Here is a 16,269-nt window from a genome sequence, read left to right on the forward strand (position 1 = left end):
GCCTCCGTGCGGTGAAGATTCGACACCTCCACCACACACGGAGGCCTTCGCCATGATCAAGCCCGGCGGCGTTAACAACGCTCGTGATCAATACAACTAGGGCGTGTTTCGAAAGTCCCGCCTGGCCCGCGACGCCTGGCACGCACACTCGCTGCGTTGTCGGAACGCCCAAGGACATCCAGTACGAGGGCGATCCTCCGCCTTGCGATTGCACGCACCAGACGCCGCGGACCCCGCCCTCCGGGCGGACGGCGCTACTTTCGAAACACGCCCTAGTCGGTGAGGGCCCGCAGCCACTCGGCCAGCGCGGCGCCCATCGCGTGGGGCGCGTCCTCGGGAGTCCAGTGCAGGCCCGGGACCGGCGCCTCGGTGAGGTTCGGCCACGTGCCGATCAGCTCCCGCTTGCGGCCGCCCAGCCGGGCGATCCCACCCGGGACACCGGGGAGGTGGAGCTTGGGCACCGGTGTGCGCGCGAGCCAGGCGGCCTGCGACTCCAGAGCGGTGCGCGTCTCGCCGCGGTCGTCGCCGAAGGGCACCTCACGCGGCCAGTCGCTGGTGGGGCGGCGGTCCTCGCCGGGCCGCGCGTAGGGCCGTACGATCTCGGCGAGTTCGGCCGGGGCGAGCATGCGGGTGATGGTCTGCGGGGCGGCGTGGACGAAGAAGTTGTTCTCCAGGACGTCCTTCTCGCCCTCCGCGGTGCGCAGGTACGCGAACTGGGGCCGCATCCCCTCCGGCCAGTCCTCCCAGTCGAACGGCGGGGTGATCGCCTCGGAGAAGGCCAGGCCGCGCACCCGCCCCTCGTTGCGCATGGCCCAGTCGAAGGCCACGTTGGCGCCCCAGTCGTGTCCCACCAGGACGACACCGTCACCCAGGTCGAGCGCTTCCATCCACGCGTCGAAGTGGCGGGCGTGGGTGGCGAAGGAGTAGCTGCCGGGTCCGCTGTCCGGGAGTTTGTCGGAGTCGCCGGCGCCGATGAGGTCGACGGCGAGGGAGCGTGTCCGCCCGCCGTCGAGGTGGGGGATCACGTTGCGCCAGAGGAAGGACGACATGACGTCGCCGTGCACGAACACGACCGGGACGCCGGTGCCTTCGTCGACGTAGGCCATGGTGCGGCCGAGGACGTCCACCCGCCGCTTGGTGAAGGGGGAGACGGCCGGGATCGGTGGGCCCTGCGGGGCCGGCGGGAGCAGGGCCACGTTGTTGAGCAGCGCGCCGAGGGGGGACAGGGCGGCGCCGCCGATATTCACCTGCTCGAAGTAGTCGTACCAGCCGGACGCGGCGATGCCGGCCTCGAACCCGCGCCGGGTGGCGGCGTCCGGCACGCGGTAGACGGAGAAGAAGTCGTAGGGGGCGCGGCGGTCGGTGTCGGGGTCGTTCGCGCCGTAGCCGATGATCTCCACTCCCTGCCGCTGGAGGTCGGCCAGGGCGTTCGAGAGGCCGAAGACGAAGGCGCGGCGCCGCTCGTCGTCGAGTTCACGCCACTGGGGACGGTAGTTGTACAGCTCGACGAATACTTGATGCATGGTGCTTTCCTCGGGTTGACCGGCCCGCGCGGTGCGGGCCTCGTCGGGGTGACTGATCTGACTGACGGGCGGGCGGCTACACGGCGGACGTGAAACGTCTGCGGTAGTCGCCGGGGGTGGTTCCGAGCCGTGTCCGGAAGACACGGTGGAGGGTCTCCACGGAGCCGAGACCGCACGCGGCGGCGATGGCGGCCGGTGTCATCCGCGTACGTTCCAGGAGACGGCGGGCCTGTTCGACACGCAGGCCCTCGACGTACTCGCCCGGTGTCGCGCCGACCTCGGTCCGGAAGACCCGGGCCAGATGGCGCGGACTGACCGACAGCCGCTCGGCGAGCGCGCCGACCGAGAGATCGGCGTCCAGGTTCTCGCCGATCCACCGGCGCAGCTCGGCGACGTCGTCCCGGCCGCCGGGCCGCGCCGCCAGCGGGACGCTGAACTGGCTCTGGCCGCCCGGCCGTTGGACGTACATGACCATGATCTGCGCGACCTGGAGCGCCATGTCGTCGCCATGGTCCTCGGCCACGAGGGCGAGGGCGAGGTCCAGCGACGAGGTGATGCCGGCGCTGGTCCAGACACGGCCCGAGCGCACGAAGATCGGATCGGCGTCCACCTCGACGAGCGGGTGGTCCGCGGCCAGTCGGGGCGCGGTGGCCCAGTGGGTCGTGGCCCGGTGGCCGTCGAGCAGCCCCGCGGCGGCCGCGATGTGGCTGCCCGCGCAGACCGCCGCCACCCGGCCGGCGTCCTCGCCCGCCGTAGCCAGCCAGGCCGTGACCTCCGGATCCAGCACGGGGTACGGCCCGTCGGGGCCGACGTCCATGCGTCCGCAGACGATCACGGTGTCGGCGTGGCCGTGGAACTCGTCGAAGGACAGGTCGGCCTGGACCCGCAGGCCCGTCGTCGTCCGGACGGCCTCGCGCGAGGGTCCGACGAAGCGGATCTCGTAGCGCGGCCGTTCCGGCGACAGCAGGTGGTTGGCCATGGTGAAGACCTCCGCGGGCCCGGCGACGTCGAAGGCGTCCACACCCGGGAAGACCGTCACCAGGACGATGTGCGTCGGTTCCGCTTCCATGTCTTCATCGTGGGACGCCGACCGGATGTCCGCAATGACAGGTGTTTGGCAGATACGGACATGGGCGTGGCGCGGGTCCGCAACGCCTCACCGGGTCCGTGCGACGCCGGTCGGGGCGAGGACGCGGTCACCGGGACACCGATCAAACGATGCCCCCCGGCCCGGCGGGGTCGGGGGAATGCTCAGTGGAATGCGTCGTACTGCCTGCGGGCCTGGCTGATCTCCTCCTGGTGCCGGGAACTCCAGTCGCAGACGGCGTCCAGTTGCGCGCGGAGTGAAAGCCCGAGCGGGGTCAGGGAGTATTCGACCCGGCGGGGATAGGTCTGGTGATCGTGCCGGACGACAAGACCGTCCCGTTCCATGCCGCGCAGGGTCTGCGTGAGCATTTTCTCGCTGATTCCCTCGAGGGACGCCCTGAGTTCGGCATAACGTCTGGTGCCGTCGGCCAGCAGCACGATGAGCCAGCCGCTCCACCGGTCGGCCATCCGGTCCATGCCCACCCGGCTGTCCCGGCCGGCGCGTGCGTCCGTTGCCGTGGGATCACTCGGCCCCGGGGATCCGGGCCGGGGCCGGATGCGTGCGTCATCCATGCTCAGACACTACAAGCATCCGCACTTGCAAGTACGTACTCCCCTTCCCGGAAGGTCCCGCCTAGCCTCTCGGAACATGACCTTCCCCGCACGAAGTGCACACCTCCGCATCGGCTCGACGACCCTCACCTATCTCCCGGACGGCCACGGCGTTCACCCTGCCGCCACCGTTTTCCCGGAAGCGGACCGGTCCGTTCTTCACGATTACCTCGACGACGAAGGACAGGTGATCCTGTCGTTCGGTTCCTTTCTCCTGCGGACCGGTGGGCGACGCATTCTCGTGGACCTCGGAATGGGCGCCGCCGACTTCCGGATTCCCGGCGTGGGGCGGATAAGGAGCGGTTCCCTGCTGGAGAGCCTGGCGGGCGAGGGCCTTTCCCCGCAGGACATCGACACTGTCGTCTACACCCATCTGCACCGCGACCACGTGGGGTGGACGAGCGACGTCTCCGCGCATCCCGCGGACCCGGACGGACCCGCGTCCGCGCCCGCCGCACTGACCTTCCCCCGCGCCCGCCACCTCGTCGCCGAGGCCGAGTGGACGTACTGGACGAAGGAGGCCGACGCGGACGCGGGCGGCCCCGACCCCCGCGGTGTCCTGGAGCCGCTGGGCGACGTCGTCGGATTCCTCGGCGACGGCGACGAGGTCGCACCGGGCGTCACGGTCCGGCTGACCGCCGGCCACACCCCGGGGCACCTGGCGCTGGAGGTCACCGACCCGGACGGCCCCGGTTCCGAGCGGGTGCTCATCGTGGGGGACGTCCTGCACTCCGCGGCGCAGATCGCGGAGCCCGGCTGGTCGTTCTTCGCCGACGTGGACGCCCGCCTGGCGCTGACGACCCGGGAGAAGGTGCTCGCCGAGCCCGGCACGATCCTCGCCGCCGGCCACTTCTCCGGCCAGGTCTTCGGCCGCGTGGAGCACTCCACGTCCGGCACGACCTGGCTGCCGCACCCGACGGAGGACCGGCCTCCGGCCGGCGGCGGGGTGGGTTCAGGCAGCTGAGCCGGTGGCGATCGACTTCAGTTCGGTGTACGCGTCGAGGCCGTGCGGGCCGTACTCCCGGCCGAAGCCACTGCACTTGTAGCCCCCGAAGGGCGCGTCCGGGTGGCGCGGGGCCCCGTTGACGGAGAACGTGCCCGTGCGGACGGCCCGCGCGATCTCCACCCCGCGCTCCCGGTCGGCGGTGAAGACCGCGCCGGCCAGGCCGTAGGGGGAGTCGTTGGCGATCCGTACGGCGTCGGCCTCGTCGTCGTACGGAATGACCACGACGACCGGGCCGAAGATCTCCTCCTGCGCGATCCGCATGGAGTTGTCGACGTCGGCGAAGACGGTGGGACGCACGTAGTAGCCGCTCTCCAGGCCCTCGGGCGCGCCGGGACCGCCCGTGACGAGCCGCGCGCCCTCCTCGATGCCGACCCGGATGTACGACTCCACCCGGTCGCGCTGGCCGGCCCGGACCATCGGGCCGATGAAGGTGGACGGGTCCGCGGGATCGCCGACGGTGAGGCCCGCGACGAGGTCGCCGATCGCGGTGACGATCTCCTCGTAGCGGCCGCGCGGGGCGAGGACGCGGGTGAGGGCGACACATGCCTCACCGTTGTTGGCGAAGCCGCCGTAGCGCAGCCCCTCCACGACCTGGCCCAGGTCGGCGTCCTCCAGCACGATCGCCGCCGACTTGCCGCCGAGCTCCAGGCTGACCCGCTTGAGCCGACCGGCGGCCACCGAGGCGATCCTCCGGCCGGCGGTGGTGGACCCGGTGAACGCGACCTTGTCCACTCCCGGGTGGCCGACCAGGTACTCGCTGACCTCACGGTCGGCCGGCAGCACGCTGAGCACACCCTCGGGCAGCCCGGCGGCGGCGAACACCTCCGCCAGCCGGATGCCGTCGAGCGCGGTCTCCGGCGACGGCTTGAGGATCACGGTGCAGCCGGCCAGCAACGCGGGGATCAGCTTGACCAGCGCGGACTGCTGCGGCGCGTTCCAGGGGATGACGGCGGCGACGACACCGACCGGTTCGCGGCGCACGAGCGTGCGCGGACCGGAGGCGCCGGCCAGTTCCTCCTCCCAGGGGTGGGCCGCGGCCAGTTCCAGGAAGTTGTCGGTCATGTCGCACACGTAGCCCTGGAGCAAACGCGTGAACCAGCTCGCCGAGCCGTTCTCCGCGGTCGTCAGGGCGGCGAGTTCCTCGATCCGCTCACGGTGCAGCGCGGCGAAACGGGCGACGACCCCTTGGCGCTCCTCGGGGGTCAGCCGGGGCCAGGGCCCGTGGTCGAACGCCTCCCGGGCGGCGGCGACCGCCCGGTCCACGTCCGCGCGCTCGGACTCGGGCGTGGTCCCGACGAGGCGGTGGTCGTGCGGCGAGCGGACCTCGATCACGCGGTCGCCCGCGGGGGCGGTCCAGCGACCGCCGATGAACAGCTTGTCGTAGCGGTACGGGGTGGTGAGGGGCGGGGTTGTGGTGCTCACGGACGTGTTCCTCCGGTTGATGTCGCGCGGGGTCCTGGGCCGACCCGCGCCGGCGCTCTCAATAAAACACTGTTTCGTAATTAGTGCAACCGTGTTGTGTTAAGGTCGGGGCATGGCCACGCCCCCCTTCCAGCGCGCCCGCAGCTCCGAGCACAAGGAGCAGCGGCGGCAGACGATCCTGGACGCCGCGCGGACGCTCGGCCTGCGGGACAGCGTGCGGGCGGTGAGCCTCACCGACATCGCGGCCGAGGCGGGTGTGCACAAGTCGGGGGTGCTGCGCTACTTCGAGACGCGCGAGGAGGTCTTCCTCCAGCTGACCGCCGAGTGCTGGGGGGACTGGGCCGCGGCGGTGGCGGAGGAACTGCGTACGCCGGGGCCGAGGGTCGCCGTCGTGCTCACCCGCACGCTCGCCGACCGCCCCCTCTTCTGCGATCTGCTCGCCCACGCCCCGCTCCACCTGGAACGCGGTGTCTCCACGGACGCGGTGCGCGCCTTCAAACTCACCGTGCTCGACGCGGTGGACACGGTGCGGACGGCCCTGACGACCGCGCTGCCCGGCCTCACCTCCGACGACGCGCAGGACCTGGTGGCCGCGGTGACGACGATGGCCGCGGGCCTGTGGCAGACCGCGCACCCGCCGCAGACCCTGGCCCGCCTCTACGCCGAGGACCCTCGTCTCGGCCACGCCGCCGTGGACTTCCGGCCCCGCCTGGAGCGCACGACGGAGCGACTGCTCGCGGGCATGGGCCCGTACTGAACGACCGGGACACCGTGCCCCGTCGACGCGGTCGACGCCATCGATGCCGTATAAGCCGTCAAGGCCGGTTCTTCCGCGTCCGATTGCGGGCGAGCCAGTCGGTGACCTCGTCGATGCCCTTGGTCAGATGCCTGCGGTAGGTGCTGAAGGGCAGGCCGAGCCGTTCCGCGGAGGCCTCCTGGTTGGGGACGCCGGAGAAGTAGGTGGCGTGCAGCGCCTCGAAGAACTTGCGGTCGCGCGGGTCTCGGGACAGCACCTCCACCGCGTCGGTGACGACCCTCACCAGTTCCCTGCCGTTCTCGGCGACCCCGGCCGCGCACAACGGGTTCCGGTCGAGGTTGTCCTCGCGCGCCAGACTGCGCAGCGCGTCCCGGACAGCCGCACGGAAATCGGTGCGCGACAGCTCCGCACCCCTCGGCCTGGCGTGGCCGACCCGTATCGGTTCGCCGCGCTGGACCTCCATGGCGAAGCGCTCGAACCAGTCGCCGAGGGGGCTTTCGACCCAGTCGTGCGCGTGCAGGGCCAGCGGTGACTTGTCCACGGCCGCCGAGGTGAACGCACCGGAGTCGGGGTCGACCTGGAAGCGTGACAGGAGGATGCTCTCGCCGGCCCGCAGCGGCCCGTGACTGTCGAAGTGCGCCTGCATCAGGGCGAGAACGGGATCGACGGACACCTCCGTCGGCTGCGCTTCTCGACGCCGGGGCGCATCTTCTCCACCCGGGCGGGGGTCAGCGCCTGGTCGACCAGACCGCGCAGCCGACGGTGCGCCGAACCATGGGAGTTGATGACGCTCTCGGTGCTGACGAAGCCGATCAGCGGCCAGCCGTCGGGGACCTCGCCGCGGTTCATGGCTCCCCAGTGCTCGATGCCCTTCGCCACCCGGGGGTCGGTCAGCACCCGGCGCAGATCGTCGTGGTGCGGTACGGCCCATGCCTCCACGTCGCCCGGAAGCCGGACCGGCACCGCCCGCCCGGCCGCTCGCAGACGCGCGTTCTCCGCGTGCTGGTCGGCTCCGGTCACGTCCAGGACGAACGGGCACCGCGCCGGTTCCCCGGCGGCCGATCCGGCACCGTGTTCTCGTGACTCCACTGCTGCTCCCGTTTCTTCGGCCGACAAAAAAGCCAGGACGTCCGCGGCGAAATCCTCGTGCTCCTGGAAGAGGAATCCGTGACCGGCGTGGGGGAATACCTTCAGCGTCGCATTCGGCAGCCGGGCCGCGAGAAGCCGGCCCTTCGCCGCGGAGATCATGACGTCCTGCTCGCCGTGGGCGACCAGAACGGGATGCGGAAGCGGCTTCTCGGAATTGTCGGGGAGGTCCGCGCCCCAGGTCTTCGCCGCGTCCAATTGGGCACGCCAGGAGATTTCCTCGACGCCGGTGTCGGGATCCTCCCGCGGGCGCCCGAGCCGGCGGATGAACGCCACTCCGGCATCCCGGCCCTCGGGTGTGCCGGGGAAGAAGAGGTGGATGAGGTCCTTGGGCCCGATGGCGCTCTTCCTGGTGATGGTGTGCACCCGGCCGCTGAGGGCCAGGTCCTCCCCGGAGCCGCGCGGCGCGGTGCCGGCCAGCACCAGGCGCCGTACCAGCTCCGGGCGGGTGCGGGCCACCTGCTGTGCCACGTAGCCGCCCAGGGAGAAGCCGAGGAGGTCGACGCGGGCGAGCCCCAGGGTGTCGACGAAGTCGAGGACGCCGTGCGCCATCTCCTCGACCGTGTGCGGGGCCGCGCCGTCCGTCAGGCCGATGCCCCGGTTGTCGATCAGGACGACCTCACGACCGGCGGCCAGCCGCTCGACGAGGGCCGGATCCCACATGTCGATGGTGGCGCGGAAATGCGACAGGAAAAGCAGCGGAGGCCCTGAACCGCTGCCGCCCCGCGAATAGGCGTACCGAATTCCTGTCGAAGACCGCACGAACAACTTCCTCATTGTCGCCCTTCCGTCCGTGATGCATCGTGCGCTCGGCAGAATGGGGCCCTCGAAGGCATGCGAGCACCCGTCGGGAATCACGGACAGTTCGTCGAGTCGCGTTTCGACTTCAGCACCGGAAGCTTAAACGGTCCGCTTCCCCGCGGATCACCGGACCGGCGGTGCGCGCTTTCACGGAAGTCTTCGGTCTTTGCACGATCCTCTTGCGCGCGGGATGGCCGTCGTGGGCGGTGTGCTGTACTCGGAGCATGTCTGTGGATGAGCTGCGTGACCTGCTGGAACGGCATGCGCGTCCCGATACGGGCACGGCCGTCGACGGGGTGCGGATCTGCCGGGCCGAGCCCGAGGTGTCGCCGGGGGCGTCGATGTCGGGCACGGTGTTCGCGGTCGTCGCCCAGGGCAGCAAACGGCTGGCGGTCGGCGACCGGGTCCACGAGTACGGCGTGGGGCAGTACCTCGTCACCTCCGTCGACCTCCCCGTGACCGGGTACTTCGTCGACGCCGTCCCGGGCCGTCCCGCGCTCGGATTCGGGATGGTCCTGGAACCCGCCGTCATCGCGGAACTGCTGCTCCGGACCGGACGGGCGGACCCGCCCCGCTCACCCGGCGCCGTCCGGCCGGGCATCGCGGTCAGCGACGCTCCGGACGAACTGCTCGACGCCGTCGTACGGCTGCTGCGGCTGCTCGACCGGCCGCAGGACCGCAAGGCGCTGGTGCCCCTGGTCAAGCGCGAGATCCTGTGGCGGCTGATGACCGGGGAACACGGTGACGCCGTCCGCCAACTCGGCTTCGCCGACAGCAGCATGAGCCCCATCACCCGGTCGGTGCGGTGGATCCGGGAGAACTACACCCGGTCGTTCCGGGTCGAGGAACTGGCCCGGATGTCGGGCATGAGCGTCTCCGCGTTCCACAAGAACTTCCACGCGGTGACGGCGATGTCCCCGATCCAGTTCCAGAAGCACATCCGGCTCCAGGCGGCGCGACTCCTGCTGGCGAACCATCCGAACGACGTCACCGGCGTCGGCTTCCGCGTCGGATACGACAACCCGTCCCAGTTCAGCCGCGAGTACCGCCGCCTCTTCGGCGCACCACCCAGCCGCGACGCGGTGCGCATGCGCACCGGCGCGGGGCCCGCCCCCGCCGCGCTGCCGTGACGGACCCCGGGTCGGACAGGATCGTGCAACCACGCAGGAGGATCCTGTTGGCCCGGCACACCCCCCGGTTGCTGTGATGGAGGCACCGGCACGATCCACGGACCGGCGACACCGGGTCCGGCCTCCCTCCCTGCCTTCCCGCAGATCAGGGGCCGGCGTATGCCCACATCACGGAGACCATCATGCAAGAGAACCTGATCAACGAGGTCTACGTCGACGGGGAGTTCGTCACCCCGCACGGCACGGAACTCTTCGACCTGTTCGACCCCACCACCGGCAAGGTGACCGGACAGGTGCGGCTCGCCGACGAGGTGGACGCGGCGGCGGCCGTCGCGGCGGCCGGGCGTGCGCTGCCGGTGTGGTCCGCGACCTCGAAGGAGGAGCGGATCGACGCGCTGCGCCGGCTCCGGGACGCGGTCGCCGCACACAAGGACGAACTCCTGGAGGCGGTCACCGTCGAGTACGGCGCACCCCTGCGCAACACCTACATGGTCGACTCCGCCGCCGACGCCTTCACCGACATGATCACGACTCTGGAGGGCTTCGACTTCACACGGCACATCGGCCGCGCGACCGTGGAACTGGCGCCCGTGGGTGTCGCCGCCCTGATCACGCCCTGGAACTCCGACGCGTTCTTCATCTGCGACAAGCTCGCCACCGCGCTGGCCGCCGGCTGCACCGTCGTCGTCAAGCCCAGCGAGATGAGCGCGACACAGACCCGGGTCGTCACCCGCGCCCTGCACGAGGCCGGGCTGCCCAAGGGCGTCCTGAACGTCGTGACCGGGCGCGGTGACGTCGTCGGCTCCGCGTTCACCCGCCATCCCGACGTCGCCAAGGTCTCCTTCACGGGCTCCACCGCGACCGGCAAGCTGATCCTGCGCGAGGCGGTCGACACCTTGAAGCGCGTGACGCTCGAACTGGGCGGGAAGTCCCCGTCGATCGTCCTCGACGACGCCGACATGGCGGAGGCCGTCACGGGCGCGCTCATGGCCGGGTTCGTCAACAGCGGCCAGGCGTGTGTCGCCGGTACCCGCATCCTCGTCCCGGAGAGCCGGCTGGAGGAGTTCCTCGCCGTCGCCGAGGAGAAGATGCGGGACTTCCCCGCGGGCGACCCGCGCGACCCGGCGACCGCCGTCGGGCCGATGGTGAGCGAACGCCAGTGGGAGCGCGTCCAGGGCTACATCCGCCGTGGTGTCGAGGAGGGCGCCCACATCGTCGCAGGAGGTCCCGGCCGCCCCGACGGACTCGCCGACGGCTACTTCGTGCGTCCGACGCTGTTCGCGGACGTCACCAACGACATGACGATCGCCCGCGAGGAGATCTTCGGCCCGGTGCTGTCGGTCATCGCCTACCGCGACGACGACCACGCCGTGGAGATCGCCAACGACTCGCCCTACGGACTGCACGCGTATGTGTTCTCGTCCGACCCCGAGCGGGCCCGTCGCATCGCCTCCCGGCTGGAGGCGGGCCGGGTGGCGATCAACGGCGGCTACGAACCACTGTCCCCGTTCGGCGGGTTCAAGCAGTCGGGCATCGGCCGCGAGTACGGCGTCTTCGGCCTGGAGGGCTTCCTCGAACCGCGGTCCGTGATGGCCTGACCGACGCGCGGACGGCACCGCGGCGGCCCCGGACGACGCCTTGTCGTCCGGGGCCGCCGCAGGCCGTGTGCCCGCACGCGGCGAGTCGGCCCGTCAGTAGGTCCAGCGCCAACTGCCGGACTTCAAGCGGCAGGTGATGGGGGTGCCGGCGGCGTTCGTGGTGGAGGCACCGTGGTCGCCGCTGCGGCAGAACTGGCCCGCCGAGTAGCAGTTGCCCGCGTTGGACACGATGGAACAGGTGCCCGCACGGGTGCCGCCGCCCGTGTTCGACGAGCCGCTGCTCGTGTGCGACGATCCCCCGCCCGTTCCGCCGCTGCCGGACGATCCGGAGGAACCGGCCGCCGCCCGCACGGTCTTGGTGACCGTCACGGTCGGGGCCGGTCTGGGTTCGGCGGTTCTGGTGACCGTGACTGCGGGCTCCGGAGCGGGTGTCACCGTGGTGGTCGCGGTGGTGGTGACCCGCACCGTCGGGGCGGCCGCGGCGACCGTGGTGCTCGCGGGGTCCGGGTTGCCGCCCATGGCGACGACGAGCGCGCCGAAGGTGAACGCGCTGAAGGCTCCGAACCAGATCCGCTTGCGCCGGTGCAGCGGGCGGGTGTCGGGCTCGTGCGGCGGCCCGGCGGGGCGTATCGGGCTGGGCGGGTACGACGAACTCATGAGATCCCCCCAAGGGATGTGATGGGTGCGCTCCCACAGGTGTGGTGCGCACGGCGCCTGCCTCCGGTGCGACCCCCCGGTCCCGAGCGTGAGCGGAGGCAGGCCGTGACGAACCGTCGGTTCGCTGTCGTACGCCGGCGTGCGAGGCGCTGGTGACGCCCGCCGCGGCGCACGCGACGGTGCGATTGTCGCGCAAAGCGCGCGCACGCGGGGGAGGAAGGGAGGGCGAAACTCGGACGGACACCGCGGGGGGACGGCCCGCGATCGGGGCCGGGGCAGGGCGCCGAGGACCGCTGCGCGACCCTGCCCGTACCGCCGAGCGCATCACCGCTCTCCTGCGCACCCGGCCCCGGGCCGGCTGAACCGGGGTCGGGTTTCCAGGCCGGAGAGTCAGTCGTGGACGAGTTGTTGGCCGCCGTCGATGTCGTAAGTGGCGCCGGTGAGGGCGTCGTTGACCATGAGGTGCACCGCGAGGGCGGCCACGTCCGCCGGTCCCACCACCCGGCCGATGGGCAGCGTCCTCCGCAACTGCTCGCGCCGCTCGTCGAGTCGGTCGCCGAGCAGGGCGGCCGACAGCGGTGTGTCCACGAACCCGGCCGCGATGAGGTTGACCCGGACCGGGGCGGTCTCCAGTGCCAGGTTGGCGGTCAGCGCGGGCAGCGCCGCGGTGACGGCGCCCATCACGGCCATCCCGGGCGCGGGCCGCCTGCCGCCGGTGCCGCCGACGAACAGCAGCGTCCCACCGGGCCTGACCTTCTCGCGGCCCGCCCGCGCCACCGCCAGCATCACCGCGACACGTCCGCCGAAGTCCCGCGCGGCCTCGGACAGGTCCACCTTGGCGAGGGGCGTGTACAACGGGCTGCCAGCCGTGACCAGCACATGGTCCACCCGGCCGGGCAGCTCACGCAGAAAGGTCTCCAGCCGCTCGGCGTCCTGGGCGTCGAACGCGGCCGTGCTCAGCGGGCCCAACTCCCGTGCCGCACGCTCCAGTCGTTCCGCGTTCCGCGCCACCAGCACCAGTTCGCCGCCCGCCGCGCGGACCTGCCGCGCGGTCTCCAGGCCGATGCCCGCGCTGCCGCCGACCACCACGACCGTCTGCCCCGCCAGCGGCCCGTCCGCCCGGACCGCTTCCCGCTCCGCCCCGCTCACCATGCGCCACCACCGCCCGCGCCCGGCCCCTGCGCATCCCTTCGCTCGCCCCACATGACCGCCTCCAGGCGTCCTCCGCGCGTCTGCCTTCCCCCAATTGTCCCGCCGGGTCCCCGGTCCCGCCTTTCCGCGCCGGCGCACGGCCTCGGGACCCGACGGCACGTCCACGGCGTCCCGGGGGTCGGCCCGTGCTACGCCGGACGTGACGGCGCCTCCCGCTCCGCCGCGGTCGCCGTAGCCGTGGCGGGACGGTGGGCGAGCCGGTCCTTCGCCCTGCGGCCCCGCCGCTCCACCGGCACCTGCCCGTGCGCGGCGGCGAGGCCGTACGCCGGCATGTCCCCGTAGATCGACTCGTACGACCCCTGTGGCACCACGTACGTCTCGTGCCAGATGCCCACGTGTCCGCGCGCCTTGCCCGCCTTCTCCTTGCGGTTCATCAGCGACCACGCCCTGTGGTGGAGCATGCCGGGCGCCGAGGCGTAGGCGTACAGCTTCTCCTTCGACTCCCAGTACTGCACGACGTAGTACGACCGTGGCGAGCCGGTCAGCAGGACATGACCGAGCAGGCCGCGTTCGGGGTTCCTCCTGAGCTCGCGGAGCATGCGCGGCATCGCCGCCAGCGTCGGGAACCAGTGGTGAACCGCCCAGAAGTGGTTGATCCGCACGCCGATCAGCAGGACGACCACGTCGCCCTCCGCGGCGGCGGTGGTCCGTCCCGCGGTCACGGGCTTTCCGAACATGACGACCCCTTCCCCGTACGACCTGGATAGCGGCGCTATCCAATCGTTCTGCTTGGATAGTGGCACGATCCAATCGGGGGTCGCAAGGGGGTTCGGGGGCCGTGATGGCCGTATTGGATAGTGTTACTGTCCGCGATGGGCGGGGACGGTAGTGGACGGCCGGAAGGGCGCGACCCTCATGCGAATCTCGGAACTCAGCCGGAAGAGTGGGGTGTCCGTCCCCACGATCAAGTACTACATCCGGGAGGAGCTGCTGCCCGCCGGGCGGCTCGTCTCCGCCACCCAGGCCGAGTACGACGAGCAGCATCTGCGCCGGCTGCGGCTGATCAGGGCGCTCATCGGGGCCCGCGGGCTCTCCGTGGAGGACACCCGGAAGGTGCTCGGCGCGCTCTCCGCGGAGCAGTCGCATCCGCACATCGTCCTCGGGCTCGCCCTCGGGGCCATTCGGCTTCCCGACGAGCCGGCCGAGGAACCGGAGCAACTTGCCGCGGTCAACGCGCTCCTGGACGAACTCGGCTGGCAGGTCCACGATGTCGCGTCCGCCCGCGGTGTGCTGGCCGGGACCCTGGCCACCCTCCAGCAGTTCGGGATCGCCATGGACTGGCGGACCCTGCTGCCCTACGCCCGACTGGCCGAGCGGACCGCCCGGCTCGACCTCGACCAACTGGAGGGTGTGTCCGAGCCGCTTGAGCTGGCCGAGCGGGCCGTCGTCCTCACCGCCCTGCTGGAACCGGCCCTGCTGGCCCTGCGCCGCCTCGCCCAGGAACACGAGTCCGCACGGCGCTACGACACCTAGCGGCCGAGGCGGGCGGTGGGTGGTCGGTGGTGGGGCTTCGGCCTCATGGGCGTGACTGCTTCGGCAGGGTGAGGACCTCGGCTCCGTCGTCGGTGATGGCGATGGTGTGCTCGCTGTGTGCCGTCCGGCAGCCCGTCGCGCTTCGGAGCGTCCATCCGTCGTCGTCGGTGACGAGTTCGGCCGTGTCCGCCATGACCCACGGCTCCAGGGCCAGCAGCAGCCCCGGGCGCAGCTTGTATCCGCGGCCGGGTCGCCCGGTGTTGGGGACGTGCGGGTCCTGGTGCATCGTCGATCCGATGCCGTGACCGCCGAACTCGGTGTTGATCCGGTACCCCGCCTCGCCGAGCACCGTGCCGATGGCGTGGGAGACGTCCCCGATGCGGGCCCCGGGTCCGGCGGCGGCGATCCCCGCGGCCAGCGCGCGCTCGGTCGCGCCGATCAGCGCGACGCTCTCCGGGGGCCTCGTGTCACCCACGACGAAGCTGATGGCGGAGTCCGCGGCGACCCCGCCCAGGGAGACGGCGAGGTCGAGCGTCAGCAGGTCGCCGTCGGCGAGCGCGTAGTCGTGCGGCCGTCCGTGGAGCACGGCGTCGTTGACGGCCGTGCAGATGTAGTGGCCGAACGGCCCGCGTCCGAACGACGGCGCGTAGTCGACGTAGCAGGACTGTGCTCCGGCCTCGACGATCAGGCTCCTGGTCCACCGGTCGATGTCCAGGAGGTTCGTGCCGACCGTGCTGCGCCCCTTCAGTGTCTGGAGGATGTCGGCCACCAGGGCGCCCGTGTCCTTCGCTCGGGACAGCAGGGTGGGGTTCAGGATCTCGATCACGCGGCGCCCTTCTCATGCGACCAATAACTATACCGGCCATACTATACCGGTACTAGAATCGGGGGCATGGTCAGGTTGCCGCTCACTCCCGCAGAGGTCGAACGAGGACAGCGCCTCGGCGCGCTCCTGCGCCGGGCCAGGGGAGCGCGTTCGATGCTCGAGATCGCGCTCGACGCACGTGTCTCACCGGAGACCCTCCGGAAGATCGAGTCGGGGCGCGTGGCCACCCCCGCCTTTCCGACCATCGCGGCGATCGCCGACGTCCTCGGCCTCTCCCTCGACGCGGTGTGGGCCGAGATCAACCAGCCCGAACACATCGTCGCGCCGACCGCCTCCGGCCGCCCCGCACATGGGCAGTTGACCTCGTAGACCGAGGCGGTGAGCCCTACTCCCAGTCGAGGAGGCCGTCCGTGACACGTGGGGCGGTGTCGCCCCTCGGGGCGTGCTCCGCCCACAGTGTGTCGGCGATGTGCGTCAGGTACGTGGCGAAGGTCGATTCTCCGGGACTCGGGACGTCGGCCTCGGCGTAGGAGCCGAGCAGCCCGTATCCGTGGCCGGGAGTGCAATCGGTGAACGTGCCGTAGAAGCCGTCCGGGTCGGTGGTGGTGACGGGCAGGTAGCGCTGGTCGGGCCGGTCCTCCCGACGCTCCATCGACACCGGGCCGTCGAACCAGAGGGCCAGCTTGTCCAGGGGCCCGATCCCCTCTCCCCTGGGCAGGAAGTACCCGGTCGGATCGGGGGCGTCCCGCGAAACGGGCCAGTCGAAGTCGGAGGCCGGTCCGGTGCCGTTGCGCACCAGGTAGAACGCGCGCACGTCCGCGGGGATCCGCAGGTCGAGTTCGCGCTCCAGGGCGTCGATCTCGGCCTGAGCCGCGGGTGGGGGCAGCCGCTCGAAGGTGCGGGGCGCGTGCCGCCCGAGCCAGCTCTCGACGCGTGCCCAGGCGGCGACGGCCCGTTCGGCCCGTATCCGGTCGTCATCCATTTGCGGGACTCTAGCCGCGCCGAGGCGACGCCAACGCC

17 protein-coding genes are annotated in these 16,269 nt (G+C 71.5%); 6 read left to right on the forward strand and 11 right to left on the reverse strand.

The genetic code is table 11. The features are described from left to right. Positions 1-272: 272 nt before the first annotated feature. From AB0F77_RS09885 to AB0F77_RS09895, 3 genes are all read right to left on the reverse strand, one after another. Positions 273-1,523, reverse strand: a complete 1,251-nt coding sequence (locus AB0F77_RS09885) for a haloalkane dehalogenase (RefSeq protein ID WP_361944305.1) — start codon at positions 1,521-1,523, stop codon at positions 273-275. 76 nt (positions 1,524-1,599) lie between these two features. Beyond that, positions 1,600-2,592 carry a GlxA family transcriptional regulator gene (locus AB0F77_RS09890; protein WP_361944308.1) on the reverse strand — a complete coding sequence of 331 codons (993 nt, stop codon included), beginning with the start codon at positions 2,590-2,592 and terminating at the stop codon, positions 1,600-1,602. A gap of 182 nt (positions 2,593-2,774) precedes the next feature. Further along, positions 2,775-3,182, reverse strand: a complete 408-nt coding sequence (locus tag AB0F77_RS09895; protein WP_361944311.1) for a helix-turn-helix domain-containing protein — start codon at positions 3,180-3,182, stop codon at positions 2,775-2,777. Positions 3,183-3,258: 76 nt separating this feature from the next. On the opposite strand from AB0F77_RS09895, the gene AB0F77_RS09900 reads away from it, so the two are divergent. Then, positions 3,259-4,185 (forward strand): MBL fold metallo-hydrolase, encoded by a 927-nt coding sequence (locus tag AB0F77_RS09900; protein ID WP_361944314.1) that lies wholly within the window; start codon positions 3,259-3,261, stop codon positions 4,183-4,185. Here AB0F77_RS09900 and AB0F77_RS09905 read toward each other — a convergent pair. Continuing rightward, on the reverse strand, positions 4,174-5,649 hold the full coding sequence (locus AB0F77_RS09905; RefSeq protein WP_361944317.1) for an aldehyde dehydrogenase: 1,476 nt from the start codon (positions 5,647-5,649) through the stop codon (positions 4,174-4,176). The two genes, AB0F77_RS09900 and AB0F77_RS09905, sit on opposite strands and share 12 nt — an antisense overlap. 112 nt (positions 5,650-5,761) lie before the next feature. Between AB0F77_RS09905 and AB0F77_RS09910 the strand changes: the two genes are divergently transcribed. Beyond that, positions 5,762-6,406, forward strand: coding sequence for a TetR family transcriptional regulator (locus tag AB0F77_RS09910; RefSeq protein WP_361944320.1), 645 nt, complete (start codon positions 5,762-5,764; stop codon positions 6,404-6,406). Between the two features lie 58 nt (positions 6,407-6,464). Here AB0F77_RS09910 and AB0F77_RS09915 read toward each other — a convergent pair whose 3' ends face one another. Both AB0F77_RS09915 and AB0F77_RS09920 read right to left on the reverse strand, forming a co-directional pair. After that, entirely contained in the window at positions 6,465-7,079 is a 615-nt protein-coding gene (locus AB0F77_RS09915; protein ID WP_361944323.1) for a hypothetical protein, read from the reverse strand. After that, positions 7,052-8,329, reverse strand: coding sequence for an alpha/beta fold hydrolase (locus tag AB0F77_RS09920; RefSeq protein ID WP_361944326.1), 1,278 nt, complete (start codon positions 8,327-8,329; stop codon positions 7,052-7,054). Before AB0F77_RS09920 ends, AB0F77_RS09915 begins: the two co-directional genes overlap by 28 nt. 248 nt (positions 8,330-8,577) lie before the next feature. Between AB0F77_RS09920 and AB0F77_RS09925 the strand changes: the two genes are divergently transcribed. Both AB0F77_RS09925 and AB0F77_RS09930 read left to right on the forward strand, forming a co-directional pair. Next, positions 8,578-9,483, forward strand: coding sequence for an AraC family transcriptional regulator (locus AB0F77_RS09925; protein WP_361944329.1), 906 nt, complete (start codon positions 8,578-8,580; stop codon positions 9,481-9,483). Positions 9,484-9,665: 182 nt separating this feature from the next. Further along, positions 9,666-11,081: an aldehyde dehydrogenase family protein gene (locus AB0F77_RS09930; RefSeq protein WP_361944332.1), complete on the forward strand. Its 1,416-nt coding sequence runs from the start codon at positions 9,666-9,668 to the stop codon at positions 11,079-11,081. Positions 11,082-11,174: 93 nt separating this feature from the next. Here AB0F77_RS09930 and AB0F77_RS09935 read toward each other — a convergent pair whose 3' ends face one another. The 3 genes from AB0F77_RS09935 to AB0F77_RS09945 form a co-directional block, all read right to left on the reverse strand. After that, positions 11,175-11,738: a hypothetical protein gene (locus tag AB0F77_RS09935; protein WP_361944335.1), complete on the reverse strand. Its 564-nt coding sequence runs from the start codon at positions 11,736-11,738 to the stop codon at positions 11,175-11,177. Between the two features lie 390 nt (positions 11,739-12,128). Beyond that, positions 12,129-12,890: an SDR family oxidoreductase gene (locus tag AB0F77_RS09940; RefSeq protein WP_361944338.1), complete on the reverse strand. Its 762-nt coding sequence runs from the start codon at positions 12,888-12,890 to the stop codon at positions 12,129-12,131. A gap of 188 nt (positions 12,891-13,078) precedes the next feature. After that, on the reverse strand, positions 13,079-13,627 hold the full coding sequence (locus AB0F77_RS09945; RefSeq protein ID WP_361944341.1) for a DUF4188 domain-containing protein: 549 nt from the start codon (positions 13,625-13,627) through the stop codon (positions 13,079-13,081). Positions 13,628-13,805: 178 nt separating this feature from the next. Between AB0F77_RS09945 and AB0F77_RS09950 the strand changes: the two genes are divergently transcribed. Beyond that, complete coding sequence (locus AB0F77_RS09950; protein ID WP_361944344.1) at positions 13,806-14,423, forward strand: MerR family transcriptional regulator; 618 nt, start codon at positions 13,806-13,808, stop codon at positions 14,421-14,423. Positions 14,424-14,466: 43 nt separating this feature from the next. Here AB0F77_RS09950 and map read toward each other — a convergent pair whose 3' ends face one another. Beyond that, complete coding sequence (gene map / locus AB0F77_RS09955; RefSeq protein WP_361944347.1) at positions 14,467-15,249, reverse strand: type I methionyl aminopeptidase; 783 nt, start codon at positions 15,247-15,249, stop codon at positions 14,467-14,469. A gap of 66 nt (positions 15,250-15,315) precedes the next feature. Between map and AB0F77_RS09960 the strand changes: the two genes are divergently transcribed. Then, positions 15,316-15,618 (forward strand): helix-turn-helix transcriptional regulator, encoded by a 303-nt coding sequence (locus AB0F77_RS09960; RefSeq protein ID WP_361944350.1) that lies wholly within the window; start codon positions 15,316-15,318, stop codon positions 15,616-15,618. 16 nt (positions 15,619-15,634) lie between these two features. Here AB0F77_RS09960 and AB0F77_RS09965 read toward each other — a convergent pair whose 3' ends face one another. After that, a complete protein-coding gene (locus tag AB0F77_RS09965) occupies positions 15,635-16,231 on the reverse strand; it encodes an SMI1/KNR4 family protein (protein WP_361944353.1) in 597 nt (198 codons plus the stop codon). Positions 16,232-16,269 lie beyond the last annotated feature (38 nt).

The sequence above is a fragment of the Streptomyces sp. NPDC026672 genome (assembly GCF_040638185.1).
Lineage (GTDB): Bacteria > Actinomycetota > Actinomycetes > Streptomycetales > Streptomycetaceae > Streptomyces.